The organism is Ruegeria sp. BF8 (assembly GCF_056538625.1).
In genome coordinates this window covers 266,605-292,334 of record NZ_JBQFTL010000005.1, presented here as the reverse complement: position 1 = coordinate 292,334, position 25,730 = coordinate 266,605, and the positions used below count along the sequence as shown (strand labels likewise).

At 64.1% G+C, this 25,730-nt stretch carries 26 protein-coding genes; 1 reads left to right on the top strand and 25 read right to left on the bottom strand.

Features of this window, described 5'->3' with window-relative positions:
* Window positions 1-3: 3 nt before the first annotated feature.
* Genes ACR0LD_RS17040 through ACR0LD_RS17025 form a run of 4 tightly spaced genes read right to left on the bottom strand, consistent with a single transcriptional unit; the run spans window position 4 to window position 3,343 of the window.
* Window positions 4-1,041 (bottom strand): LLM class flavin-dependent oxidoreductase, encoded by a 1,038-nt coding sequence (locus ACR0LD_RS17040; RefSeq protein WP_480638157.1) that lies wholly within the window; start codon window positions 1,039-1,041, stop codon window positions 4-6.
* A 1-nt stretch (window position 1,042) separates the two neighbouring features.
* On the bottom strand, window positions 1,043-1,957 hold the full coding sequence (locus ACR0LD_RS17035; RefSeq protein ID WP_480638155.1) for a flavin reductase family protein: 915 nt from the start codon (window positions 1,955-1,957) through the stop codon (window positions 1,043-1,045).
* The gene (locus ACR0LD_RS17030) at window positions 1,954-2,769 is read right to left on the bottom strand and encodes an alpha/beta fold hydrolase (RefSeq protein WP_480638153.1); all 816 of its coding nucleotides are present in this window, start codon (window positions 2,767-2,769) and stop codon (window positions 1,954-1,956) included. The genes ACR0LD_RS17035 and ACR0LD_RS17030 overlap by 4 nt, the downstream gene beginning before the upstream one ends.
* Window positions 2,741-3,343, bottom strand: coding sequence for an amino acid synthesis family protein (locus tag ACR0LD_RS17025; protein WP_170367443.1), 603 nt, complete (start codon window positions 3,341-3,343; stop codon window positions 2,741-2,743). The genes ACR0LD_RS17030 and ACR0LD_RS17025 overlap by 29 nt, the downstream gene beginning before the upstream one ends.
* Before the next feature lie 102 nt (window positions 3,344-3,445).
* Between ACR0LD_RS17025 and ACR0LD_RS17020 the strand changes: the two genes are divergently transcribed.
* On the top strand, window positions 3,446-4,147 hold the full coding sequence (locus ACR0LD_RS17020; RefSeq protein WP_480638151.1) for a GntR family transcriptional regulator: 702 nt from the start codon (window positions 3,446-3,448) through the stop codon (window positions 4,145-4,147).
* A 12-nt stretch (window positions 4,148-4,159) separates the two neighbouring features.
* Here ACR0LD_RS17020 and ACR0LD_RS17015 read toward each other — a convergent pair whose 3' ends face one another.
* The 21 genes from ACR0LD_RS17015 to ahbB (ACR0LD_RS16915) form a co-directional block, all read right to left on the bottom strand.
* Window positions 4,160-5,662 carry a mannitol dehydrogenase family protein gene (locus ACR0LD_RS17015; protein WP_480638150.1) on the bottom strand — a complete coding sequence of 501 codons (1,503 nt, stop codon included), beginning with the start codon at window positions 5,660-5,662 and terminating at the stop codon, window positions 4,160-4,162.
* Entirely contained in the window at window positions 5,662-6,435 is a 774-nt protein-coding gene (locus tag ACR0LD_RS17010) for an L-iditol 2-dehydrogenase (protein ID WP_480638148.1), read from the bottom strand. Before ACR0LD_RS17010 ends, ACR0LD_RS17015 begins: the two co-directional genes overlap by 1 nt.
* Entirely contained in the window at window positions 6,432-7,436 is a 1,005-nt protein-coding gene (locus ACR0LD_RS17005; RefSeq protein ID WP_480638146.1) for an ABC transporter ATP-binding protein, read from the bottom strand. The genes ACR0LD_RS17010 and ACR0LD_RS17005 overlap by 4 nt, the downstream gene beginning before the upstream one ends.
* Before the next feature lie 10 nt (window positions 7,437-7,446).
* Window positions 7,447-8,277, bottom strand: coding sequence for a carbohydrate ABC transporter permease (locus ACR0LD_RS17000; RefSeq protein ID WP_170341115.1), 831 nt, complete (start codon window positions 8,275-8,277; stop codon window positions 7,447-7,449).
* A 13-nt stretch (window positions 8,278-8,290) separates the two neighbouring features.
* On the bottom strand, window positions 8,291-9,157 hold the full coding sequence (locus ACR0LD_RS16995; RefSeq protein WP_149775359.1) for a carbohydrate ABC transporter permease: 867 nt from the start codon (window positions 9,155-9,157) through the stop codon (window positions 8,291-8,293).
* Between the two features lie 107 nt (window positions 9,158-9,264).
* Entirely contained in the window at window positions 9,265-10,566 is a 1,302-nt protein-coding gene (locus tag ACR0LD_RS16990; protein ID WP_170341744.1) for an ABC transporter substrate-binding protein, read from the bottom strand.
* 98 nt (window positions 10,567-10,664) lie between these two features.
* Window positions 10,665-11,696: a LacI family DNA-binding transcriptional regulator gene (locus tag ACR0LD_RS16985; protein WP_480638144.1), complete on the bottom strand. Its 1,032-nt coding sequence runs from the start codon at window positions 11,694-11,696 to the stop codon at window positions 10,665-10,667.
* Window positions 11,697-11,808: 112 nt separating this feature from the next.
* Window positions 11,809-12,708, bottom strand: coding sequence for an FAD:protein FMN transferase (locus tag ACR0LD_RS16980; protein ID WP_480638142.1), 900 nt, complete (start codon window positions 12,706-12,708; stop codon window positions 11,809-11,811).
* Window positions 12,705-13,223, bottom strand: a complete 519-nt coding sequence (locus ACR0LD_RS16975) for a nitrous oxide reductase accessory protein NosL (protein WP_480638140.1) — start codon at window positions 13,221-13,223, stop codon at window positions 12,705-12,707. The genes ACR0LD_RS16980 and ACR0LD_RS16975 overlap by 4 nt, the downstream gene beginning before the upstream one ends.
* A complete protein-coding gene (locus ACR0LD_RS16970) occupies window positions 13,220-14,041 on the bottom strand; it encodes an ABC transporter permease (RefSeq protein WP_170599811.1) in 822 nt (273 codons plus the stop codon). Before ACR0LD_RS16970 ends, ACR0LD_RS16975 begins: the two co-directional genes overlap by 4 nt.
* Window positions 14,038-14,931, bottom strand: a complete 894-nt coding sequence (locus ACR0LD_RS16965) for an ABC transporter ATP-binding protein (protein WP_480638137.1) — start codon at window positions 14,929-14,931, stop codon at window positions 14,038-14,040. Before ACR0LD_RS16965 ends, ACR0LD_RS16970 begins: the two co-directional genes overlap by 4 nt.
* Window positions 14,921-16,177, bottom strand: coding sequence for a nitrous oxide reductase family maturation protein NosD (locus tag ACR0LD_RS16960; RefSeq protein ID WP_480638136.1), 1,257 nt, complete (start codon window positions 16,175-16,177; stop codon window positions 14,921-14,923). Before ACR0LD_RS16960 ends, ACR0LD_RS16965 begins: the two co-directional genes overlap by 11 nt.
* A gap of 3 nt (window positions 16,178-16,180) precedes the next feature.
* A complete protein-coding gene (nosZ, locus tag ACR0LD_RS16955; protein WP_170359675.1) occupies window positions 16,181-18,094 on the bottom strand; it encodes a TAT-dependent nitrous-oxide reductase in 1,914 nt (637 codons plus the stop codon).
* 14 nt (window positions 18,095-18,108) lie between these two features.
* Window positions 18,109-20,289: a 4Fe-4S binding protein gene (locus tag ACR0LD_RS16950; protein WP_480638134.1), complete on the bottom strand. Its 2,181-nt coding sequence runs from the start codon at window positions 20,287-20,289 to the stop codon at window positions 18,109-18,111.
* Window positions 20,280-20,744 carry a DUF2946 family protein gene (locus ACR0LD_RS16945; RefSeq protein ID WP_480634111.1) on the bottom strand — a complete coding sequence of 155 codons (465 nt, stop codon included), beginning with the start codon at window positions 20,742-20,744 and terminating at the stop codon, window positions 20,280-20,282. Before ACR0LD_RS16945 ends, ACR0LD_RS16950 begins: the two co-directional genes overlap by 10 nt.
* A gap of 97 nt (window positions 20,745-20,841) precedes the next feature.
* The gene (locus ACR0LD_RS16940) at window positions 20,842-21,105 is read right to left on the bottom strand and encodes a hypothetical protein (RefSeq protein WP_170421601.1); all 264 of its coding nucleotides are present in this window, start codon (window positions 21,103-21,105) and stop codon (window positions 20,842-20,844) included.
* A complete protein-coding gene (locus tag ACR0LD_RS16935) occupies window positions 21,062-22,615 on the bottom strand; it encodes a cytochrome D1 domain-containing protein (RefSeq protein ID WP_480638131.1) in 1,554 nt (517 codons plus the stop codon). The genes ACR0LD_RS16940 and ACR0LD_RS16935 overlap by 44 nt, the downstream gene beginning before the upstream one ends.
* Window positions 22,590-23,804, bottom strand: a complete 1,215-nt coding sequence (nirJ, locus tag ACR0LD_RS16930; RefSeq protein WP_480638129.1) for a heme d1 biosynthesis radical SAM protein NirJ — start codon at window positions 23,802-23,804, stop codon at window positions 22,590-22,592. Before nirJ ends, ACR0LD_RS16935 begins: the two co-directional genes overlap by 26 nt.
* Window positions 23,805-23,809: 5 nt before the next feature.
* Complete coding sequence (gene ahbB, locus ACR0LD_RS16925; protein WP_480638127.1) at window positions 23,810-24,292, bottom strand: siroheme decarboxylase subunit beta; 483 nt, start codon at window positions 24,290-24,292, stop codon at window positions 23,810-23,812.
* On the bottom strand, window positions 24,289-24,741 hold the full coding sequence (locus ACR0LD_RS16920) for an Lrp/AsnC family transcriptional regulator (RefSeq protein WP_480638125.1): 453 nt from the start codon (window positions 24,739-24,741) through the stop codon (window positions 24,289-24,291). The genes ahbB (ACR0LD_RS16925) and ACR0LD_RS16920 overlap by 4 nt, the downstream gene beginning before the upstream one ends.
* The gene (gene ahbB / locus ACR0LD_RS16915; protein WP_480638123.1) at window positions 24,738-25,727 is read right to left on the bottom strand and encodes a siroheme decarboxylase subunit beta; all 990 of its coding nucleotides are present in this window, start codon (window positions 25,725-25,727) and stop codon (window positions 24,738-24,740) included. The genes ACR0LD_RS16920 and ahbB (ACR0LD_RS16915) overlap by 4 nt, the downstream gene beginning before the upstream one ends.
* Window positions 25,728-25,730: the final 3 nt, after the last annotated feature.

Sequence of the window (25,730 nt, the reverse complement as noted above, 5' to 3'; positions counted from 1 at the left end):
CCCCTATTGAAAGGCCGGCATCACATCCTTGATGAAACGCTCCAACGAGGCCTTTTTGCGTTCAAACGGCATGCTGGAGTCGATCCAGAATGAATACTCGTCATACCCCAGTTCCTCGCATCTCCGAAGCCGGTCGATCACGGTATCGGCTGTTCCGATGACAAGGTCCCGCTCCATGTTCTGGGGCGAATAGAACGGATGCTTGGCGATTTCGGCATCACTCAGCGGGGCAATCAGCCCCTGGGTAACGTCACGCTTGTTCATGAACCATGCGCCGAAATAGCAGTAGAACCGGTTCAACTCGATGGCGGCCTGTTTTACGTCGTTCTGATCTTCGGCCACGTAAGTGTGGCGCAGCAACATAATCTTGGGGCGCGGCATGTCAGGAAACTTTGCGCAGGCGGCATTGAACTTGGCCATCAGGTCGATGACTTCGTCGTCGCCGTTCCACAATGGCGTGACCTGTACGTTGCACCCTGAGCCTACGGCGAATTCGTGGCTGTTGGGGTCGCGTGCCGCCACCCAGATGGGCGGCCCACCAGGTTGCAGGGGCAGGGGCGACGAGGTGGTCTTGGGAAATTGGTGGAATTCGCCGTCATGGGCGTAGTCTCCCTGCCAAAGCTGTTTCACTGCAGGGATGAGTTCGCGCATGCGCTGCCCAGCTTCCCACGCATCCATGCCAGGCATCATACGTTCGTATTCGTAACTGTAGGCACCGCGGGCAATGCCCAGATCCAGCCGACCGTCGGTTATGATGTCCGTCATCGCGGCCTCGCCTGCCAAACGGATCGGATGCCAGAAGGGCGCGATCACGGTGCCGGTGCCCAGCCGGACATTCCGGGTGTGCCGAGCCACGTCAATCAGGCTGAGGAAAGGGTTGGGCGCGATTGTAAAGTTCATCCCGTGGTGTTCGCCTGTCCAGACGGCATGCATCCCTCCGTCGTCGGCGATTTTGCACAGTTGGATGAACTCGTCATACAATTGCTTCTGGTCCTGCTCTGGCGAAATCCGCTCCATATGCGCAAACAGCGAGAACTTCATTTCAACTCCCCCGAACCAACGGTTTGACCCGTCCGCTGGTTTCATCTCCGTAGTATATGCCGAAATTGCCCAAACGGCTTTCTCGGGCAAAACGTTCCAGCATCGTACAGATGGCTGGGTCAGCGACATCCATCAGCGTCGACTCGACGATTTGCGTAAAAGCCCCGTTGGCTGGGGAGCCGTCCTCGGCTTGGCAAAGGAACGAGATATGCTGTCGTCGCGACTTGTCCTGGTAGACCGAATAGATGAAGCCCGGTTCTGCCTTGATCCCACATCCCGCGATCAGCTGGGCCAGCGCAGTATCGGCGCCGTTCGCCATGTCCTCGGTTGCCGGAATGGTCAGTCCGCCGTTGCCATCGTCCAGCAGCAGAATCTGGCCGTCCCGCTCGATCAGCGCGGAAACCACGACGCCCGCGCGACGGTTCAGCGCCCGGGCTTCGGCGGCAGGCGTCACGTAGGCGCCGCGCGCATAGCCCAGGCCAGGTGCGATCGAGTGGTCGAAGGCCTCGACCCGACCGATCAGGATCAGGTGGTCGCCGGCTTCGACTGTCTTGAAAACCGAGCAGTCAAACCAGGCGGAAACCCCGTCAAGGATTGGTGCGCCGTTGGGTCCGGGCTTCCACTCGACATCGGCAAACCGGTCCTGTGAAGGGCGTGCGAAGGTGTTCGAAACGCTGATCTGATCCTCCGACAGGATGTTGACGGCGAAACCGGCGGCTTCAGAGAATGTGTTGAAATTGCTGGAAGTATTGGCAAGACAAACCGAGACCAGCGGAGGGTCCAGCGAAACCGAGGAAAAGGAATTGGCGGTAAAGCCGATCGGTCGGCCGGATTCGTCATGGGTCGTGACCACCGTGACACCGGTGAGAAAGGTTCCGAACGCGCTGCGCAGGGCGCGAGGGTCGAAATCGGTCATACGGGTGACCTTTCGTGCGTTGGGGTCTTCAGCCATTGAACAAGGGCCGCGTTGACAGTCTTTGGATCAGTAAGGTTCACCATGTGCCGATGACCCTCGACGATAACCGCCTGCCCCTTGGCGGCCGCGGCGATGGCGCGGGTCATGTCGGGTGTGGAATTCGGATCCTCAGCACCCGTCAACACCAGCAAGGGGCAAGAGATCTGAGGGTAGCGATCAGCGTAGACCATGTCGCCCCGGGCAAAGGCATCGTAGGCCGTCGCATAGCCGTTTATGTCGACCGCGGCCAACCATGCGGCGACTCTGTCCCGAGCGGCGCGGTCGGTCGGACCGTTTGCGAACCAGCGTTGCAGTGGAGTTTCCAGATCAAACCTTCCGGCGCTGATCAAGCCGGCGCGCGCCAGCACAGAGTCCCGGGCCTGGTCGTCCCGCCGGAACACTCCGTTCAGCAGGGCGACGCGCCGGACCCGATCGGGATGTTCGACCGCAAACCCGCCGGCAATCAGTGCGCCCATCGAATGACCGACAAGGTTCACGCGATCCAGGTTCAAAGCGTCCAGCACCGCCCGCAGCCACTCCACAAATGCTGGTAACTGCGCCCCTGCAGCGATCGGGCTGGACTGGCCATGCCCTGGCAGATCCAGTGCGTAGACCGCATGCAAGTCGGACAAGGCATCGATCTGCGGCGCCCAGGCCTCCGACTGCATACCGACCCCGTGCAACAGGACCAGAGGTTCGCCATCGGGGGGGCCGGCGAAGCGCAAGCCAAGACGCCCGAATGGTTCAGACAGCTGCCGGATTGTCGACGTCATGTCCCAAATCCTTCAGATCCTGATACCGATCTCCGATGCGGTGATGCGGGCGCCCTCCGATCGAGGCGCCCAAAGCGATCATGATCTCATCCGGGGCCGGAGCGTCGGCGACCTGCAGGTGGATGGTCAGATAGTGGCTGCGCCGCCCACCATCATTCTTGTCCATCAGGGGAATTTGCATGGCCGCATTCGCCGGTCCGCGCGTGTTGGTGAAGGCAAGGTAGGATTTTGCACCAACCGCCTCGCGATAGGCATTTCCGAACCTCAGGGTATGGATCAGGGCCGACCCGTGCTCGACCTCGCCATTCACTCCGACAACGGCGGCTTTGCCATAGGCTTCAACCCGGTCACCGCCGCCGGCCGCCTCGAGAATCATCTCGGTCAGCATGTGGCCCAGCCCCGGAGCACAATCGTGTATCTCCGGACGAAGATCTTCGACAAAGCCGCGGCCCGCCCAGGGATTGGTGACGACGGCAACCGCCGCGATCAAGGTCAAAGGGCGCTCGGCGGCTTTGCCACCTTCGATCAGCGTGTTTTCGACATGCAGCAGTGTTTTACGGATGGTGGAGGGCATCGCAAAGCTCCTGTGATTCCGTTTCCGGCATGATGGTATACCATAAGACAGGATGTCAATCATACCTTGCTGAGGCAACGCGCGACCGGTAGATTCCCGTCCATGACAACGCCAAGACTCACCAAGATCGATCATCCTCCGGCAACCCTGCGCGACATGGTGCAGGAGCGTATGCGCGAGGCCATCATCGAAGGTGTTTTCCAGCCCGGCGAACGGCTGGTGGAACGTCCGCTATGTGATCAGCTTGGTGTCAGCAGGACAGTCATCCGGGAAACGATCCGCTATCTCGAGGCCGAGTGGCTGGTCGAAATTCTGCCCGGGCGCGGGCCGATCGTGGCTTCGATCACACGGGACGAGGCACGGCAGATCTACGATATCCGCCGCATGCTGGAAACCGCGGCCGCCGAGAACTGCGCGCGCAATATCACATCAGACAGGGCCAGCAGCCTGCATGGGGCGCTGGTGCGGCTCAAGCAAGGTTTCGTGGACAAGACACCGGGCTCGATCTTCCGCGCCACTTCCGATTTCTACTCAGAGATTTTCGAGGGAGCAGGGCATCATGTGGCCTGGGATGTGGTCCAGCGCCTGAATGGTCGGATCAGCCGGTTGCGGATGATGACCTTGACGGCAACAGAACGCGACCGCCCCGGGATCGAACATATGGAGGCCATCTGTTCTGCGATTCAGTCCGGCGACCCCTCCGCCGCGCGCCGAGCCGTCGAACGGCATCTGGACGATGCGGCGTCGGTTGCCGAGACCCTGTTCGATGCAGAAGAGGGCTTGGGCAAAGCCGCACACTGCTAGATCCTGCACCGGTCAGGTTTGGTCGCCCAGATACGTCGTCAGGGCCTGGCGCGCTCCCTGATCCCAGATCACCCTGAGCCACCGGTCAAACGCGTCGCGAAACGCGCCGGATTGTGACAGGTCCTGATAGTACTGGGTCTGCTCAAGCCAGGTGGTCGGGTTGTCGCGGGCCGCGTTGGCCGAGGTGACCAGATCGGACCAGTTGGGATCGTTGGGTTCGATAATACTTCCATCCTCGCGAGCACCGGCACACATGCGGGCCCACAGCGCCTCGACCAGGGCCAGCCCATTGATCGGCGCGCCGGCAGCCAACGCATCATAGACTGTGGGAAGCACAAATCCCACATGCCGGGATGATCCGTCAAAAGCAACGCGACGCGTGGTGTCGACGATGGCTGGATTGCGGAACCGCTCCTCGATCAAGGTTACGTAGTCCGCAACCGACTGATTGGGCACCGGACGCACGAAAGGCGCGATTTCTTCGACCAAAACCTTTCGGAAGAATGCTGAAACCAGTGGATCGGCCATGCAGTCTGCGATCGTATTCAGGCTCAGGATCTCGCCGACATTGGCCAAAACCTGGTGGCCCGCGTTCAGAATGCGCAGCTTCATGACCTCATAGTCATGAACGCGGACGGTAAATGTGGCGCCGACCTTGTCCCAATCCGGGCGACCGGCGCAAAAGGCATCCTCGATCACCCATTGGCGGAAGCTTTCATGGGTGACGGGGGCGGCGTCGTCGATCCCCAGCGCGCGCACCAGCTCCAGCTCGGTCGGGCCGGTGGCGGGCACTATGCAATCGACCATCGAATTGGGAAAGGTGCATTGCGTGTTGATCCAGTCGGCCAGATCCACGTCCGATAGTCGCGCCAGCCCCACCACCGCCTGACGCAGAACCTGCCCGTTGCCGATCAGGTTGTCGCAGCTCAGCCCGGTCAGCGGACCAACGCCTGCATCGCGCCGCCGTCGCAGGCCCGCGACGATGGCACCGAAGGCGGTGCGCGGACGGTCGGGGTTGGCGGCATCGTGGCGGATGTCGGGGTGGTCGGTGTCCAGCCCTTTGGTCACAGGGTGCACGAAATAGCCGCCCTCGGTCACGGTCAGCGAGACGATGCGGATCGCCGGATCGGCCAGTTGCGCGATCAGCGGGCCGTTGTCCTCTTGCGGGGGCAGGTAATCGATCATCGCGCCCGTCACCTCGGCACGACGCTGGCCCTCGGTCAGCTCGACCAGCGTGGTCAGACAGTCCTGCGCCAGCAGCTTGTGCCGCATCTCGGCGTCATAGGCGCGCACGCCGGCGCCGATGATGGCCCAATCCTGCGCCGCGCCCTGTTGCATCAGCCGGTGCAGGTACCAAGCCTGATGCGCGCGATGAAAATTGCCCACCCCGATATGCACGATCCCCGGCGTCAGTGCCGCGCGATCGTATTCGGGCCGCAGCACGCCCTTGGGCAACGCGTCCAAATTGGCCTGACACAACCGGACCGGTCGGGTATCCGCGGGGCGCTCCACCATCAGCTCATCCAATTTCCACCATCCACGTTGTATGTCTGGGCCACGATGTAGTCGGCCTCGGACGAGGCCAGAAAGACCGCCATTCCAGTCAGGTCCTCGGCCCGGCCCATCCGGCCGAAGGGCACCGCTTCGCCCACTTCCTTCTTTTTCTGACCCGGCGCCTTGCCCTCGTATTTGGCAAAGAAGGCATCGACGCCGTCCCAGTGCTCGCCATCCACCACGCCGGGGGCGATGGCATTCACGTTGATCCCGTGTTTGATCAGGTTCAGCCCCGCCGATTGGGTCAGGCTGATCACCGCCGCCTTGCTGGCGCAATAGACCGCCACGAGCGGCTCGCCCCGGCGGCCGGCCTGGCTGGCCATGTTGATGATCTTGCCGCCGGTACCCTGCTCGATCATCTGGCGCGCGACTGCCTGCATCGTGAACAGGGTGCCGGCGACGTTGATGTCGAACACGCGCTGGTAATCCGCGCGGATGATTTCCACGATCGGGGCGGCGGTGAAGATCGCGGCGTTGTTGGTCAGGATGTCGACCCCGCCCATCCGCGCCGCGGCGTCGGCCACGCCCGCCTCGATGCTGTCCTGCTGCGAGACATCCATTTCGACCGCAATCGCCTGCGGCCCGATCTCGCGCGCGGCCTTGCGCGCCTGCTGCACGTCGATGTCGGCCAGCGCTACCTGCGCGCCCTCGGCGGCATAGGCCTGGGCAAAGGCCAGCCCGATGCCCCGCGCCGCCCCGGTGATCAGGGCCCGTTTTCCAACCAGCCGGTTCATGCGATCCGCAGCCCCGCCGCGTCGAACCGGTGGATCTTGTCCTCCTCCGGCGTCAGATGGATCGTGTCGCCGTGACGCAGGCCGACCTCGCCGCCGGCGCGCACGGTCATCGGCTCGGCGAAGCCGTCCACATGGACGTGAAAGAACGTGTCCGAACCCAGATGTTCGGACACCCCGACCGTACCTTTCCACAGGCCCTCGCTGGGCGAGGCGGCAATGTGCTCGGGGCGGACGCCGATCGTGTGGGCGCCGTGTTTATCGGCCTCGGGGCCTTCGATGAAATTCATCTTGGGCGAGCCGATGAAGCCGGCCACGAACTTGTTGCGCGGCGCGCGGTACAGTTCGAGCGGCGAGCCCACCTGTTCAATCACCCCCGCCTGAAGGACCACGATCTTGTCGGCCATGGTCATGGCCTCGACCTGGTCATGGGTGACATAGATCATCGTGGTTTCCAGCCGGTTGTGCAGCTCGGAGATCTCAAGCCGCATGCCCACGCGCAGCGCGGCGTCCAGGTTCGACAGCGGCTCGTCGAACAGGAAGGCCGCCGGTTCGCGCACGATGGCGCGGCCGATGGCGACCCGCTGGCGCTGGCCGCCCGACAGCTGGCCGGGGCGGCGGTCCAGATAGTCGGTCAGGTTCAGAACCTCGGCCGCCTGTTCGACGCGGCGGTCCTGCTCGGCCTTGTCCAGCCCGGCCATGCGCAGCGGAAAGGCGATGTTCTTGCGCACGGTCATGTGCGGATAAAGTGCGTAGGACTGGAACACCATGGCCAGGCCCCGCTTGGCCGGTGGCACCGCGGTGGCGTCCTGATCGTCGATCAGGATGCGGCCGCCGCTAACGTCCTCTAGCCCCGCGATCAGGCGCAGCAGGGTGGATTTCCCGCAGCCCGATGGGCCCACGAACACCACGAATTCGCCGTTGTTGATTTCCAGATCCAGCGGCGGAATGACTTCCACGTCGCCAAAGCTCTTGCTGACTTTCTCAAGTACGATGCGTCCCATGTGTCTTTCCTTACTTCACGGCGCCGAAGGTCAGGCCGCGGACCAGTTGTTTCTGACTGAACCACCCAAGGATCAGGATCGGGGCGATGGCCATTGTCGATGCCGCGCTGAGCTTGGCGAAGAACAGGCCCTCTGGGCTGGAATAGCTGGCGATGAACGCGGTCAGCGGGGCCGCGTCGACGGCGGTCAGGTTCAGGGTCCAGAACGCCTCGTTCCAGGCCAGGATGAAATTCAGCAGCACGGTCGAGGCGATGCCCGGCACCGCCATCGGCGTCAGGATGTATAGGATTTCCTCTTTCAGCGTGGCGCCGTCCATGCGCGCGGCTTCCAGGATGTCGCCGGGGATTTCACGGAAATAGGTGTACAGCATCCAGACGATGATCGGCAGGTTGATCAGCATCAGAACCACCACCAGCCCGGCGCGGCTGTCCAGCAGGCCAAGTTGGATGAACAGCAGGTAGATCGGGTACAGAACCCCCACCGCCGGCAGCATCTTGGTGGACAGCATCCACAACAGGATGTCCTTAGTGCGCGCCGAGGGCACGAAGGCCATGGCCCAAGCGGCGGGTACCGCGACGATCACGCCCAGAAGGGTGGACCCGCCCGCGATGATGATCGAGTTCCACAGATACCGCATGTAGTTCGACCGTTCCTGAACCACGGCATAGTTCTCCAGCGTCCAGTCGAAGTTCAGAAAGATCGGCGGGCTGGCGATGGCCTGGGCCTCGGTTTTGAAGCTGGTCAGGATCGTCCAGAGGATCGGGAAGAAGATCAGCAGGCCGACAGCCCAGGCAAAGGCGGTGTTGATCAGCTTGCGTGGTGTGGTGACGGTGCGGGCCATGATGTCGTTCTCCTCACGCGTCCAGGTTTTTGCCGACGATGCGCATCAGGAAGATGGCGACGATGTTGGCAAGGATGATGGCATAGACCCCGCCGGCCGAGCCCAGCCCGACATTCTGGCTTTCCAGCACACGCTGGTAAATCAGGTAGGTCAGGGTGCGGGTGCCGAAGGCGCCGCCGGTGGTCACGAAGATCTCGGCGAAGATCGACAGCAGGAAGATCGTCTGGATCAGGATGACGATCGTGATCGCACGGCTCAGATGCGGCAGGATGATGAAAAAGAAGCGTTTCAGCGGTGGCGCACCATCCATTTCGGCGGCCTCCAGCTGTTCGCTGTCCAGCGACTGGATCGCGGTCAGCAGGATCAGGGTGGCAAAGGGCAGCCATTGCCAGGACACGATCATCACGATCGACGGCATCGACGCCTCGGACAGCCACGAGATTGGCTCGGCCCCGAAGAACCGCCACAGATGGGCAAACAGGCCGTTGACCGGATCCATGAACATGTTCTTCCAGACCAGCGCCGAAACGGTGGGCATTACGAAGAACGGGGCGATCACCAGAATGCGCACCACGCCCTGGCCCCACATCGGCTGATCCAGCAGCAGCGCCAGCAGGATGCCCAGCACCACGGTGATGGCCAGCACACCGCCCACGATCACCAGCGTCGCCTGAACGGCGGGCCAGAAGGAACTCGAGGTCACGAACCGGACGTAGTTGTCGAACCCGACCCAACCCAGGTCACCGCCGCGCAGCGGCAGGTATTTCTTGAAGGAAAAATACAGAGTCATCGTCAGCGGAACCAGCATCCAGCCCAGCAGCAGGACCACGGCGGGCGCCATCATCAGGCGTGCGACGGATCGGGAGTGTTGAGTTGCCATGACGCAAGACCTCTCTGTTCAGGCGACTTGTTGCCTGCGAGACTAACACGGGTTGTGGAAGGGGGAGAGCGGGGGACAGAAACCTGCCCACCCGCCGGGAGGAGGCCTCAGTACCCTGCGGCTTCCATTTCTTCGGCCGTGAAGGCCTGTGCCTTGGCCAGAGCTTCGTCAACCGACTGCTGTCCGGCATAGACCGCCGAGAATTCCTGGCTCACCTGGGTGGCGATGCCCGCGAATTCGGGGATGGCGACGAACTGGATCCCGGTATACGGCGTCGGCTTGACGCAGCAGTTTTCCGGATCGGCCGCAAGGATCGACTTCAGCGTCATCTGCGCGAAGGGGATGTCCTTGTAGTCGGGGTTCTCGTACAGCGAGGTGCGCGCACCCGGCGGAACGTTGGCCCAGCCCTCGTTCTCGGCAACCAGTTCGATGTATTCCTTCGAAGTGGCCCATTCGATGAACTGCTTGGCGGCGTCCTCTTTCTGGGTGCCGGCCGGAATGGCCAGGGCCCAGGCCCACAGCCAGTTGGCGCGCTTGTCAACGCCTTCCGAGTTCGGCGCCAGAGCAAATCCAACCTGATCGGCGACAGTCGAGTCGTCGGGGTTGGTCACGAAAGACGCGGCAACGGTGGCGTCGATCCACATGCCGCATTTGCCCTGCTGGAACAGCGACAGGTTTTCGTTGAAGCCGTTGGTGGCATACCCGGCGGGGCCGGATTCGTTCATCATGTCTACGAAGAAGGTCAGCGCCTCTTTCCACTCGGGCTGATCGAACTGGGGTTTCCAGTCTTCGTCGAACCAGCGCGCGCCGAACGAGTTCGCAGTCACGGTGATGAAGGCGCCGCCCTCACCCCAACCGGCCTTGCCGCGCAGGCAGATGCCGTTGATGTCGTTGTCGCGGTCCGTCATCGCAGCCGCCGCTTCGCGGATGAACTGCCAGGTCGGCGCCTCGGGCATTTCCAGACCGGCCTTCTCCATCAGGTCGGTGCGGTACATGATCATCGAGCTTTCGCCATAGAACGGCGCCGCATACAGCGTACCGTCGTGGCTGAGGCCGCCGCGCATGGCGGGCAGGATGTCGTCCACGTCGTATTCCGCGGACATACCGTCCAGCGGCACAAGCCAGCCGTTCGCGCCCCAGATCGGCGTTTCGTACATGCCGATGGTCATGATGTCGAACTGGCCGCCTTTGGTCGAGATGTCGGTGGTCACACGCTGGCGCAATACGTTCTCTTCCAGCGTGACCCATTCCACCTCGTGGCCGGTCGCTTCGGTGAACTTGTCGGTGTATTTCTGCATTCGGATCATGTCGCCGTTGTTTACGGTGGCGATCGTGATCGTCTCTGCAGTTGCGGCGCCGGCGGTCAAAGCCGCTGCGCTTGCCGCCCATAGAACGGATTTCAGGTACATTCTTTCCTCCCTGGTGTCGAATTACCTGGAGGAAAGCATCACGAATTATTTGGCGCGCGTCAACTAAAATTTTACGCGCGTAAAAAAGGTGTCGAAAATCAGGCCGAACTCCGCAGTATCAGACGTGCGGGAAACAGGGTTTCGGTGCGGGCGCTCAGCCGCCCACCGGATTCGACCAGTTGCGTCAGCGTCTCGACGGAGCGATTCGATACTGCGGTGTAGTCATGCGCCGCGGTGGTCAGCGACGGGCAGGTGAACTTGGAAAACGGATGGTCGTCATGCGAGGCGACGCGCAGGTCGCAATCCTCGCCCAACCCGACCCGCAGGCCCTTTTCATAGCAGGCCGACAGGAACCCGATGGCCAGCCGGTCATTGCTGCACAGGATGGTGCGCGAGGGCAGGCTGGGCTGATCCAACAGCTTGAACGCGCCCTGACGGCCGATTTCCTCGAACCCCCAGCCGCGACCGTCGACCTTGATCACCTGCGGCTCAAAGCCCAGGCTCTCCATTTTTTTGATGTAGGCGATGCGGCGTTTGTTGGCGTTGGGGTTGGCGGGGTGCCGCATCTCGAAGAACGCGGGCGGTTCGCCGCTGCGGCACAGGTAATCGACGGTCTGTTCGATGAAGCTCGCGTTGTCCGACCCGACAAAGGCTGCGCCCATGCCTTCCAGGTTGCTGTCGAACAGGATGGTGGGGATGTCCTTGCAGAATTTCTCGATGAACGACCGGTCGGAATCGCGTCCCAGCGGTGCCAGCAGCACGCCCGCCGGTTTCAGCGCGCGCAGGCTGTCGAGGATCTCGGCCTCCTGCGCGGGGTCGCCATAGGCGCTGTAGAGCGTCGGACGGAACCCGGCCTCGATGCATTTTTCTTCGATGTTGCGGGCGATCTCGGCAAAGAACGGGTCGGCCAGATAGGGCACCACGATGCCGACATTCTTGGTCAGCTTGCGGTTCTGGTTCATGGCAAAGATGTTGGGGCGATAGTCGAACCGCTCCAGCGCCTGCTCGATCCGTTCGCGGGTCGACCGTCGGACGCTGTCGGGATCGTTGAAATATTTCGATACCGTCGGGCGCGAGATCCCGCTGACCGCCGCAAACTCCTCCATGTTCCGGATTTTTCTGGGTGCCATGCCTTGCCTCTGGCGCGGGGCCAGGCCCGCGCCGCTCTGAATTTGTCGCTGTTTTACCTTTTCTTATCGCGCGACAAATTTCAACGGCAGAGTTCCAGAACGGCCATTCCGGTCAGATCAGCATCTCGAGCCGGGCGTCGGGGAAGCGTTGCAGAACCGGCGCGATCCGGTCGGCGGGCAGCAGGCACAGCGCGGTCGACAACCCGTCGGCCAGCGCCGCGTCAGGGGCCGAGACCGAAACCGCCCGATGCCGGACCGGCTGACCCTGCGGGCCCAGAATGTGGCCATGACGCCCGGCCAGCTGTGTCGCATCAGGGGCCGAGGTCGCCACCGCCCGGTCGCGCAGTTCGATGCGCCGGGTCACGCCCTCGGGGCCGGCCAGGCCGACGCGCCAGTCCGACCCGTCGGCGCGGGTGCCGATGGCGGCTATCTCGCCCATGTCGACCAGCACATCGGTCAGCCCCTGCGCCCGCAGCAGCGCCGCGATCCGGTCGGTCACGGCGCCCTGCGCGATGCCATTCAGCGTCAGCGCCGAACGGCCCGGATGGGGCAGGCGGATGCCGTCGGCCGAGACCGAAACCCCCTGCCAGCCGACCAGCGCCCGGGCCTGCGCCGCTTCGGCATCCGTCGCGCCGGTCGCCAGCGCCATCCACAGCGGTTGAACGGTCGGGTCGAACGCACCGCCGGTCGCGTCGTGCAGGGCGGCGCTTTGGGCCAGCACCTGCAGCAGCTCCGGCGCCGGGGCGGGCAGGGTGCCGTCCCGGTTCAGGCGGCTCAGCTGCGAGTCCGGCCGGTACAGGCTGAAGATATTCTCCAGACGGTCCAGTTCGGCCTCGAGCGCGGCGATGATCGGTTCGGCCTGCGCGTCACTCAACCCGACCAGTTGCAGGCTGGCGGGTGCCCCCAGCGCGGTGCCGCGCCAGCGGGCAACCGGTGCGGCGCGCGCCACGGTCGGCAAGGCGGCGCAGGCGGCCGAGATGGTCAGGAAACGGCGTCGGGACAGGCGGGTCATGCGGGTGTCTCCAGGGATTGGGTCAGATCGACGGGGCCAAGCGCCGCGTCGTCGGGAATGTCGGTCAGGGGCAGGGCGGTGCCGCCATAAGTTTCGATGAACCGCGCGGCGGCGTCCGGCGTGGCAAAGGGCACGATCTCGGGCGCGCCCATGCCGCCGGCCACGCCGGCGCCCACCACGAAGGTGGCCTGATCGGCGGCGACCCAGTTCGAGATTCCGGGCTCGTGCCAGCTGGGGGCCGCGCCCATGTCGCTGACATAGACCGCGGTGATCTCGGCATCCCGCTCGGGGCTTTTTAGATAGGCCACCATGTCGCGCACCTGGGCAAAGAACAGCGGCGCGGGATAGCCTTCCAGATGGATCTGCCCCTTGGGCCCGCCGTGTTCGGCCACGTTCATCTGGCAGAAATAGCTGAGCGCGGTTTCGGTCAGATCGACCGGATCCGGCGGGGCGGCGGCCTGTTCTTCCTTGCAGGCCGCCAGCGCGATCAGCGCGATCAGGGCAAGGCGTGTCATGGCTCGACCCTCCGGAACGCCAGCCGTGCAAGGGCAAAGCCCAGAATCGGCCAGACCAGCAGCGAGGCGGGCGCCGCCCAGACGGGCAGGGCCTGCGCCGCGCCGGTCATGCCGGACGCCATGGCCACACCCTCGGTCGCGGCGATGTTCCACAGACGGAAAGCGTCGGCCGGGTTGGCCACCATCACCCAGGGAAAGACGGATTGGGTGAAGACGCCGCCCTTGTCCATGACGACGGCTCCCAACAGCCCAAGATCATAGAGGACGACGAAGACCAGCCAGAGCCCGGCCGACAGACCTGCCGCCGCCGTTGCGCCCCTCGCCAGGGCAGACAGCAGGTATCCCAGCGCCAGAAACACGGCACCCAGCAGGATCGAGGTGACGATCAGCCGGCCAAGCGCGAACAGGCTGTCCGCGCCCGCGCCGCCGAACCACGCGGCGACCGCCCCGGCGGTGCCGAAACCGACCGTCATGGCAAAGGCCAGCGCCGCCAGATGGGCGGTGAATTTGCCCAGCAGAATTTCTCCGCGCCCCGCCGGATAGGACAGCAGCAGCGACAGGCTGCCCCGGTCCACATCGCCGGCGATGGCGTCAAAGGAAATCATCAGCGCCAAGAGCGGCGCCAGATATACCGACAGCGTGGTCATCGAGGCGACCGACACCGTCAGCATGTCGACCCCCAGCGTGCCGGTGGGCGCGCTGCCGGCAAAGGTCAGGGCCAGCGCGAACAGAACCATGATCAGCGTCGCCACCAATAGCCAGCGGTTGCGGCGCAGGATCAGCATCTCGGTGCGGGTGATGGCAAGGAAACGGGTCATTGCAGCGCCTCCCGAGCATAGTGGCGATAGAGATCTTCCAGCTTGGGCGGGGTCATTTCCACGTCGGCCACGGCATCGCCCAGCCCGGCGATGCGGCGCAGCGCCTGCATCTTGTCGGCGGGCGAACACAGCAATTCGACCGAGGCGCCGTTGACCCGGTTGCCGCCCAGTTCGGCGGCCAGCGCATCGGCATCGGCGCGGGCGCGGACCCGCAGCCGGATCGGCAGCCCGGCCAGCGCCGACAGGTTGGCCAGCGTGTCATCGGCCACCATCCGGCCCTTGCGCATGATGGCGATGCGGTCGGTGCGGGCCTCGACCTCGGTCAGGGCATGGCTGGCAATCAGCACCGCGGTGCCCTGCGCGGCCAGCTCGTCGATGATGGCGTACAGGTCCTGGCGCGAGATCGGGTCCAACCCCGAGGTGGGTTCGTCCAGCAGCGCCAGTTTCGGCTGGCCCAGCAACACCTGCGCAAGGCCCAGCCGCTGCCGCATCCCCTTGGAATAGGCACCGATCCGGCGGTCCATCGCATCACCCAGCCCGACACGGTCCAGCAGGGCGGGCACGTCGGCTTTTGTGCCTGACAGCTTGGCAAACAGGGTCAGCTGCTCGCGCCCGGTCAGGGCCGGGTGGAACGAGACCGCCTCGGGCAGATAGGCCGTGTCGCGGCGCGCCTGCGCGCTGCCGGGGGCGGCGGTGCCGATGCGGATCGTGCCGGCCTGGATGGGCGTCAGACCCAGGATCGACTTGATCAGGGTGGATTTTCCGGCGCCGTTGTGGCCCAGCAGCGCCACGCGCTGGCCGGGCTCGAGCGTCAGGGAGATATCGCTCAGAACGCGGGTCTTGCCGCGATCCTTGCAGACCGTTTCGATGGTCAGGGCCTTATCCGTCATGAGGCACCTTTTTCATGGCTGGGGGTTGAGGGGCTTGCATCAAGGGGTGGCTGTCGATCACGCCGCCCGGCAGCAGCGCCGGAAAGGCCGATTGCGACCAGCGCACCAGCTGCACGGCGGGCGAGCCGAGCAGCAGCTTGGCTGCGGGTTGGGTCCACAGCACATGGTCCATGCTATCGTTGGGGCGATAGGGGGCGTCGGCGATGCCGTCGCCGTTCACGTCATAGGCGGCAAAATCGGACCAGTAGTTGCCGCGGCCGTCCTCCGACCACTCGACCCATTTGGTCGAGACGTATTTTACCTGTGTCCGGTTGCCGACAAAGGCGTTGCCGACGATCCGGTTGCGTTCGCTGCCGGCGGTGAAATGGATCCCGATGCCGCAGCCTTCGAACCAGTTGTCGGTGAATTCGTTCTTGTTGGAATTGTACAGAAAGGTGCACTTCTCCTTGGCGCCTTTCACCACGTTGCCCGAGATCACGCTGTCATTGGCATAGTTCAGCATGACCCCGTGTTCGCGGTCGCCGACCGAGACATTGTTGATCACCTGCACGTTCGAGGTGAACATCACCGCATAGCCCAGATCGTTGCCGATTGAGACATTGTCGCTGACGATGGAATCGTCGGCATACATGTAGTGCACGGCAAAGCGCAGGTCGCGGAAACTGTTGCCGATGAAGGTGTTTTTCTTCGACGAGTTCACGAAGATCCCGTCGCGGCCAAAGCGGATGTCATTGCCTTCGACCACAGCGCCCGGCGCGTTCCAGACATAGACCCCGTTGCCGCGGTCGTTCATCCGGCGGTCCTGCCGGCCCTCGATCCGGTTGCCGCGCACGATGCTGTCATCGGCACCGTGGATATCCACGCCATACAGATTGTCCAGCAGCACGTTGTTTTCCACCACGGCGGCGCGGGCCGTCTTGGTCAGCTGGATGCCGCTGTCGATCTCACCATGGTCCGATCCCGACCCGATCACGGTCAGGCCGCGCAGGGTGACGCCGGGCCCGGTCACGGTGATGACGCTGCCGGTGCCCTGGCCGTCGATGGTGGCCTGGCCCTGCCCGTCGATGGTGACGGGCCGGTCCAGAACCAGGTGTTCGGCATAGACGCCGGGGCTCAGGCGGAGGGTGTCTCCATCCGCCGCCTGCGCCAGTGTCTCGGTGATGGCCCCCGCCCGGTTGGGCACGTCCCAGTCCGCCGCCCAAAGCGGCGAGCCGAGCAGAAGCGGGATGAGCAGGGGCCAGCGCATGGGTCAGGCTCCTTGCGGTTCGACCAGCATCCGGCCGCGCATTTCCATGTGGAGCGCGTGGCAGAACCACTGGCAATAGAACCAGTGCACGCCCGGACGGTCGGCGGTGAAGGTGATCGATGCGGTGGCCTGCGGCGCGACCTCGAAGGCGATGCCGTAGTTGCCCAGGCAGAAGCCGTGGGTCACATCGTCCACGTCATCCAGGTTGGTGACGTAGATCGTGACCTCGTCGCCCTGTTTGACGGTGAACTTCTCGAGGCTGAAGGTCGGGGCCTGCGAGACCATGTAGACCCGCACCTTGTTGCCGTCGCGGATGGGCTCTTCGGCGCCTTCCTCCAGATCGACGCCATCGGCCTCGGCCTGTTTGCGCGCATCTTCCCAGGTCGGGTCGTTGCGGTCCCAGACGTTGACCGGGTTGACGATGTCGCGGCGCACGATGATCGAGTCATGCGGCTCGGCGAAGGTCGGGCCGTCATGCACCACCTTCATCTCGTCGGTCGAGATGTCGATCACCTGCTCGTTCTCGGGCTTGAGCGGGCCGGTGTTCAGGAACCGGTCCTTCGAGAACTTGTTCATCGAGATCAGCCACTTGCCGTCGGCCTCTTTGGTCTCACCCATCGAGGTCGAGTTGTGGCCCGGCTGGTAGTGCACGTCGACCTTCGAGATGATCGGGTCCACGTCCTCGCCATTGTAGGCGCGGATGGCCTTGTCGATGTTCCATTTGACGATCTGGCTGTCCAGGAACAGCGTGGTGAAGGCGTTGCCCTGACCGTCATAGGCGGTGTGAAGCGGGCCAAGGCCCAGTTGCGGCTCGCCCACGATGCACGACCGCGGATCGGCGTCGCTTTCGAACAGCGCGTCCAGCTTGGTGACGTCCATGATCGACACGGTCGGCGACAGCTTGCCGTTGATGCAGACGTGTTTGCCGTCGGGCGCAGTGTTGATGCCGTGCGGCGAGTTCGGGATCGGGATGTAGCGGGTGTATTTCTTGTTCGACCCCTTGCGCCCGTCCAGAACCTTGACGCCCTTGATCTCCTGATAGTCGCCCGCGGCGATGCCGGCCTCGATTTCCTTGAGGTTGAAGACGACCACGTGGTCCATCTCGCTCTCGGTCATCTCGGCCAGGTTCATGCCCATTTCCGAGTTGTACGAGGTCGAGAAGGCGTATTTGCCCTGATAGTCGCAATCGGTGTTGTCGAGGTTGCCCGACACCATCACCTGCCAGGCGATCTCCATCGTGTCACCGTCGATGGCGGTGAAGATGTTGACGTATTGCGAGGGATCGTCCAGCACGCTGCCGTCGTTGATCAGCGGGGTTTCGTCCTCGCCATTGGCAAAGACATAGCCGGTGCGCGGGAATTTCTGCGGGCGCAGACCGTGGATCGCCTTGGCGTTGGGGATCTCGATGATCTTGTCGCATTTCATCACGTCGCAGCGCACGCGGGCCACGCGGGTGTTGGCCTTGTCGTTCATGAACAGATAGCGGCCGTCATAGGTGCCGTCGGTGAACGACATGTGCGGGTGGTGCAGGTCGCCGTTGTCATAGGTTTTCATGCCGCGCTTGGCCAGGAACTCCTTGGTTTCCGGCAGCAGGCCCTCGGTCAGGATCTTCAGCGACTCGTTGGTCTGGCCCCAGCCGGTGGCCGAGCAGCGGTTGAACACCGGTACCCGCATCAGCTCGCGCATGGACGGGAAGCCCATGATGCGCAGCTCGCCGGTCTGGCCCGAGGACCAGAAGCCGTAATATTCGTCCAGCTCGCCGGGGGCCAGTTCGACCTTGGCGGCGGCGCTGGCCTGTTTGGCGGTCATCAGCGTGCCGCCGACGCCCAGCCCGGTTCCGGCCAGCACGGCCCCGGTGGCCGAGGCCCCCAGCAACCCGCGGCGGGTGATGTTCAGTTTGGTGTCATGATCCGACATGATCGTTCCTCCTTTTAGGAAACGGTTTGCGGTTTGGCGTTCGGATGGTTCGCCGGTGGTTGTCCGAGGGGGGTCTTGAGTTTGACCGACCCGGTCTTGGCCCGCCGTTTCAGCTGGCGGATGACGACGGGACATTTGCTCTCGGACTGGTAGAGCACCTGACAATGCAGGCAGGTGACGCACTCGTTCGGGTTGATCTCACCGGTGGGGTGGATGGCCTGAACGGGGCATTCGTTGGCGCAGGTCTGACAGGGGTTGCCGCAATCCTTGTAGCGGCGTAGCCAGTCGAACATGCGGATACGGGCGGGGATCGCCAGCGCCGCGCCCAGCGGGCACAGGTAGCGGCAATAGAACCGTTCGATGAACAGACCGATCATCAGCAGACCCACTGCAAAGACTACGAAGGGCCAGTCGCGCATGAATTTCAGGATGATCGCGGTCTTGAACGGCTCGATTTCGGCGTATTTCTCGGCCAGCGGGATCGACACGATGCTCAGGCCGAACAGCGCCAGGAAGATCATGTACTTGATCGGCCACAGGCGCTCGTTCAGGCCCCAGGGCAGGGTCCATTGCGGGACTTTCAGCGCGCGGGCGATCTTGTTTGTCAGCTCTTGCAGGGCGCCGAAGGGGCACAGCCAGCCGCAATAGGCCCCGCGTCCCCAGAACAGCAGCGCGGCGGCCACGGCGAACCATTGGATGAACACCAGCGGGTCCAGCAGGAAGGCATCCCAGGTGAAACCGCTGCGCAGGCTGCCGGCCAGCGCCATGATGTTCACCACGCTCAGCTGCGCATTGGCGTACCAACCGATGAAGAACAGCGTCATCGTCAGGAACCCGATGCGGAACCAGTAGAAGACCCGTGCGTTCATCGTGGCGTGGAACTGGAAGAAGAAGGTGGCCGTCAGCACCAGCAGCATGGCGCCCAGCACGGCGATCTCGAACTGGCGGTCCTTCCAGATGCGCTGCCACAGGGCCGACTTGGCGGCGGCCTCGCCGGTGGCATCGTCCACGACCTTGGGCGCGGGAGCGACCGGCAACAGGTACTGTTCGGGCAGCTTGTAGCCCAGGTCGAAGGTTAGGAAGGTCTTTTCCACCGCGCCGATGGCACGCTGCACCAGCAGTTGCAGGCGGAACGGTTCGGTCGGGTCGAACTCGGCATCGGCAGGGATCTTGAAGATGTCCAGCTCGGTAAAGCTGGGCGCATCCTCGGCGGCCACCGTGCCCAGGCGGCGATGCTGACGGTCGAAGAACCGCACCGAATTGTCGCCCTGGATCAGTTGGATCCGGTCGAAGATCCCGCCGCGCACATAGCCCGAGCCCTTGAAGCTGTACTTGCCACGGCCCAGCACCAGGATGGCGTGTTCGCCCTCGTCCAGCCAATTGACCAGGTTCTGGTACTCGGCCTCGCCCAGCAGCGACTTGCCGATCGAAGGCACCGAGACCAGCGCCACATGCATGTCGATGAAGGTGTCCTCGGGGTTGCTCTTCTCGGGGCGTTTGATCGCGCGCTGGTCGCCGGTGGCCTCGAAGGCGGCGTTGACCTGACCCACGTCCAGCGTCAGCCGCCGGATCGAGCCGTCGCCCGAGAGCGTGGCCCAGTCATGGGTGTCGGCCTTGGCCATGTCGACTTCGCGCTTGGGTCCGTCCGCCTGAACCTCGGACAGCCCACCCAGACCCATGGCACGGGCCACCTTGATCCCGGCGCGCACGACGCTGTCGTCGATGACCATCACCGTCACCGTCGCACCCGAGATGATGTCCAGATCATGCCCCTCGCCGCCGGTCTCGACCTCGCGCTTGAGGTCCAGCCCGGCATAGCCTTCGGTCAGCTCGACCATGCGCGCGTTGGGAATGCCGATCAGAACGATGGGTTCGGAATGTTTGACCAGCTTGACGCCGGTCAGCACCGCATCACCGTCGATGGCGGCGACGACGTGAATGGGCTTGCCGGAATAGCCGGTGGTGCCCACGAAATCGGATGTCAGGAAGGCCCAGGCGACGGTTTCACCGCCCTTCAGCACCGGGGCCACCGGCACGTCGTCGCGGACCGGACCGATGGCATCGGCACCGGGCGCCAGTTCGGCGGGTTCGATCTCGGGCAGGAAGCTGGCCAGGCTGTCGGCCCGCGCGCCAAGCGCCAGCAGGCAGAACAGGACAAGGGCCACAAGGAAATGGGCTGCGCGGGTCACGACCACGGCGCACCTCCTTCAATTCGGGTTGACGCCATGGACGCGCGCGGCGCGCGTTCGGTTCTGATTTCGGGCGCGGCCGGGGGGGCGCGGGTTTCGGGCCACAGCCGTCGGGACTCGTACGGTTCGATCAGATCGGGAAATTTACACCGTGTGATCTGTACAAATTCGGGCTGCTGCAGCTGCGGCAGGTCCGGGACCGGTGCCGCCGCCGCAATTGCGCACAGGGCGCAATCGGCACATTTCGGGCAGGGCGCGGTCGGGTCGCCGGTGTCGTCTTCCAGGTCCACCTGGACCCAGACCGCTCCTGCCTCCGAGCAGATCTCCATCCAGGTGCCCTGGCCGGGACTCGCCAGCGCTGGCCCAAGCACCTGCAACATTAAAAGAAAAATGCCCGCCAGCCCGGCTGCCACGCGTGTCGCGCGGACAGGGAGGCTGTGGTTTTGGCGGGCGGCGGGCATGGAGACTCCGACTCGGATTTGATGTTGCCCGAGTCGTAAGGGATCGCGGATACCGGCTACTTGACTTCGGTTAGGCGCCGCGAAATTCCGGCCTTGCTCAGCCCTCGGCCTCATCCATCAGCCGCCGCACCCAGCGCCCCGCCAGCCAGCTGGCCGGAACCCCAAGGGGCACACACCAGATCAGCGCGGCCACCGGTGTCACGGCGCCGAACCCCAGCGCATGGGCGATCAACCCGGCCAGAAACAGGTTGATGGCGACGGTCAGCGCCGTCGCCGGATACAACAGAATGGCAAGTTTCCAGACCGGCCAGCGCCCGTCAGTGGCTGGTGCCTTCCGAGAAGGTGATCTTGTTCCAGACATTGTATTTCCCCGAAGGTTTGCGCATCGGCAGGCGTTTGATTTCCTCGAGCGTCTGCGCGTCATAGACGATCACCGCGCCGTCATCCTCCCAGATTGACACCAGCGCATGGGCGCCGTCGCGGGTGAATTCCACATGCGCCACGGTCTTGCCCGGCGCAGGCCGCAGGGTTTTGACGATCTCGAGGCTCTGCTTGTCGATCAAATGCATCGCGTCCTTGTTGGGGCCGAAGAACACGTCGGCCCAGACATAGGGCGAGTTCTCGTGGCTGCGCATGAAAAAGCCCGGGCCTTCGGTCTCGATCCGCCTGATCGTTTCCCAGGTGCCCATGTCGATGACCGAGATGGTGCCTTCGGTCAGGTGCGGCGTCGCCATCACCGTGGTGCCGTTCCGTTCCCAGGTGATGCCCGAGCCCAGATGCGGCATGCCGGGCAGGTCCAGATCCGCCACTTTCTGCCCGATAACAAGGTCGATCACCTGACCGCCCTTGCCATCGCGCGACGCGCCCATGACGTATTCATAGCTCTGGTCGAAAAAGAAATCGTCCAGATAGTCGGGCGTGGTGATCTTGCGGACGGGGAAGGGGTCGGGGTTCTTGAACTGCCCCTCGATCCGGAAATCATGGCCCAGCCCGAATTGCGGCGGGTTGTCGCCATAGAACACTTCCCAGATCTCGGGCACGTCCTTGAGCGCCAGCACGAAGCTTTCGCGCGGCGGGGCCTGGTACACGGCCGAGACCCGGCTGGGCTTGCCCTTCTTGCCCTTGACCTCGACCACCCTGGCCACCGACAGATCCTCGGTCGACAGCAGGGTCAGGCTGTTGGGCAGATAGTTCGCAACGGCCAGCCACTTGCCGTCGCCCGACATGGCGATGTTGCGGCTGTTCAGGCCGGCGCGGATGCGGCCCACCTGTTTCAACGCCCAGATGTCGTATTTCTGCACCCAGCCATCGCGCGACATGATGAATACATAGCGCCCGTCGGGGCTGAACTTGGGGCCGCCATGCACGGCAAAGGGGGTCTCGAACCGGTCCAGAACCTCGAAGGTGTCGCCGTCCAGAACGCTGACATGGTGATCGCCGGTTTCCACCACCAGCGTGATGTTCATCGGGTCGCTGTCCCAAACCGGCGCATCGACCGGTGCGTAATCGGCATCCAGAGTACGGCTGGCCATGATCTGTTCGGCATCCCATTCGGGGTCCACCTCCAGCGGAGATTTCAGCCAGCCCGCCAGTTCCTCGATCTGCAGCGCGTCGAGTTCGTGTGCGAAGGCGGGCATTTGGGTGGCCGGACGCCCCTCGGCGATGACGGCGGCTACGCGGGGGCCGCGCATGCGTTTGAGCGTTTCGGGGATCAGCGCCGGGCCGACGCCGCCCAGCCGCGCCTCGCCATGGCAGCTGGCGCAATGTTCGGCGTAATCTGATTGAGCATCCGCCCAAGCCGTTCCAGCTAGCAACACCGAGCACAAAGTACCGAATTTGAGTGCCTTAAAAGAACTGATGCGCCGGATCATGGCTTTTCCCCCGGAAAGGCGTGACCTGCAGGCGCTCGCCCGCGCCGTCCACGCCGATTTCGTCATTGGTCAGGTAGCAGGCCGGGTCTTCGGCCCACGGATCGCCGGTCAGTTGCAGGGCCCGGATGCGGGTATTGCCGCCGCAGACATCCTGCAACCGGCAGGTGCCGCACCGCCCCTTCAACGGGCGCGGCCGCGTGCGCAGCAGGGCCAGCATCGGGTCATCGCCGGACCACAGCTCGGAGAACGGAGTGAGCTTGACGTTGCCGACCGTGTAGTCCGACCAGTAGGTATCGGGATGGACGCGGCCCAGATTGTCGATATTGGCCACGCCCAGACCGCTGGAATTGCCGCCCCAATGGGCCAGATGTTCGCGCACATGCGCGACGGTATCGGCGTCGAACCGGGCGGCGGCCCAGTTCAGGAAATACCCGGCATCCGCGTCGTTGTTGCCGGTCACGATGTCCAGCGGGCGTCCGCCCGAGGCGGCCTCCCATGCGCGGTTCAGCAACAGGTCAAGCCCCTGCCGGGTGCGCTGATGTTCCGCGTCCTCGCCCCGGTTCTTGTCGCCGCGCCCGGCATAGACCAGATGCGAGAGATAGAACTTGTCCACCCCCTCGTCGTCGCACAGTTTCAGCAGGTCGGGCAGGTGGTGCTGGGTGCCTTCGGTCAGGCAGAACCGCAGGCCCACCTTGATGCCGCGCTTCTTGCATTCGCGCACACCGCGCAGGGCGTCATCAAAGGCGCCCTCGACCCCGCGGAACCAGTCATTCGTGGCCCCGATCCCGTCGAGCGAGATGCCGACATAGTTGAAACCCACGTCGGCGATCATGTCGGCCGTTTCGTCGTGGATCCGCGTACCGTTGGTCGACAGGGCCAGCATCGGCACCAGCTGTCGCGCGCGTCGGGCGATGTCGAAGAAATCAAACCGGTCCAATGGCTCCCCGCCCGAGAGGATCAGGGCCGGGACGCGAAACTGGCCCAGATCCTCAAGGGTGACCATGGCTTGCTCGTGGCTGAGCTCGCCCGGGAAGGCCACATCCGCAGACACGGTGTAGCAATGGCGGCATTTCAGGTTGCAGCGCCGGGTCAGGTTCCAGATCACCACCGGCTTCACCGGTCCAGAGCGACGTTTGCGCACCGGCGTTGGGTTGACCAGCTGCTGCATGTATTCGGTCAGGCGGAACATCGGTCTCAGCCTTTCGTTTTCAGGCGCAGCCCGGTTTTCTTCAGGATGCGCGTGGAATAGAGGATGTCGCTGCCCCGGCAGGCCGATCCAAGGATTGCGGCGATCTGGCCGCGTTTCTGTTCGACCTCATCGGGCGAGCTGCCGTGAACCATGGCGAACAGGTTGTAGGGCCAGTCGGGCAGAGCGCGGGGCCGTTCGTAGCAATGGGTGACAAAGGGTAGCGCTCCGATTTGCGCGCCGAGTTCGCCGATCAGGTCGTCCTGCACGTCCCAGACCGTCATGCCGTTCGATGTCATGCCCAGCTTGTAGTGGTTGGGGGCCGCGGCGATCCGCCGGATCACCCCGCGCGCCTTCAACGTGGCCAGCCGATCCAGCAGGGCGGCTTCCTCGATCCCCAGATCGTCGGCGACCTGCGCATAGGGCGCGGGCACCAGGGGCAGCCCGCCTTGGAGAGCCTCGATGATCCGTCTGTCGGTTGCGTCGATCATGCTGCCACCCGGAAGCCGATGAAAAATTCCTGCAGTTTCGGGAACCGGTGAACCGTGAGTCCCGTCTTGCGTTCGATCGCGTCGGCCGTGGCGGTGATCGCCTCGGGCGTTTCGGTCGCCAGAACGAACCACATGTTCAGCCGGTGCGTGCGTTCATAATTATGCGCCACCTCGGGGTGCGCATTGATTTTGGTCAGGACGGTTTCAAACTCGGCCTCGGGCACAGCCATGGCGCACAGGCAGAAATCCCCTCCCATGGCGGCGGCGTCGAAGAACGGGCCGAACCGGGTGATGATCCGGTCGGTCTTCATCCGCGCCAGCCGGTCCAGCAGGTCCTGCTCGGTGATCCCCAGTTCGGCCGCCACGTCGGCATAGGGGCGGGGGGTCAGCGGCAGGTCCTCCTGCAGGCGGTTCAGCAGGCGGCGGTCGGTGTCGTCCAGCGGGGTCATGCGGCGGCCTCATTTGGTTTGATCAATGCGCCGGTCTGTTTGAAGCAGCGGGTCGAGAACAGAACCTTGTGCGCGGCGCCCGCCAGTTCGGGCAGGGCGGCGGCGCCGGCCAGGATGCCCCGCGCCTCGGAGCGCGACCGGGCGTGGATCATGGAATAGAGCCGGTAGGGCCACACGCCCTCGACCGGCTGGCGTTCATAGCAAAGGGTCACGCCGGGATGCGCGGCCAGTGCGGGGCCCGCGTGGTCGATCCGCTCGGCGGGCAGGTCCCACACGACCATGGCGTTGGCCGACCACCCCAACGCCCGATGCCGCACGATGACCCCAAGGCGTGAGATGACGCCTGCTTTGTGCAACCCCCGGATACGGTCCATCACGTCTTCGGGGGCCCGGTTCAGGGATTGGGCCAGCGCCGCGTAGGGGTCGGCCATCAGCGGCAGCCCCGCGCTGAGCGCCTGCAGGATGTCGCGGTCGCCTTGCCGCAGAACGCTCCGGTCGACCGTACGCGGCCGAGGCACGCGGCGCGAACAATCGGACATGCGAAAACCCAGATCGACGTTGAACGGGCGGACCAGACGCAGATCCAGCACGCGCAGCCCGGTGCGGTCGCTGATCCGGGCCAGTGTGGCATCCACATGCGCCCGGTCGGGGCCGGTGGCCACGAACCACAGGTTCCAGTCATCCTCGCGCTGGTAATTGTGGTTCACGCCCGGTTCGGCGTCGATCAGGGCGGCGATCTGTTCCACCTTCTCCTCGGGCGCGGCGACGGCGGCCAGGGTGCTGGCCGAGGCCACGCCGGGCGCGACCGTCGCGCCGACGCGGGTGATGCGCCCGGCGGCGCGCATGCGGTCCAGGCGGTCGATCACTTCGGCCTCATCCAGCCCCAGCGCCGCGGCCAGCACTTGGAACGGCCGGTCGGTGACGGGAAAATCGCGCTGCCAGTCATCCAGCAGCCTTCGGTCGATCGGGTCGGTGATATGGCACATCGC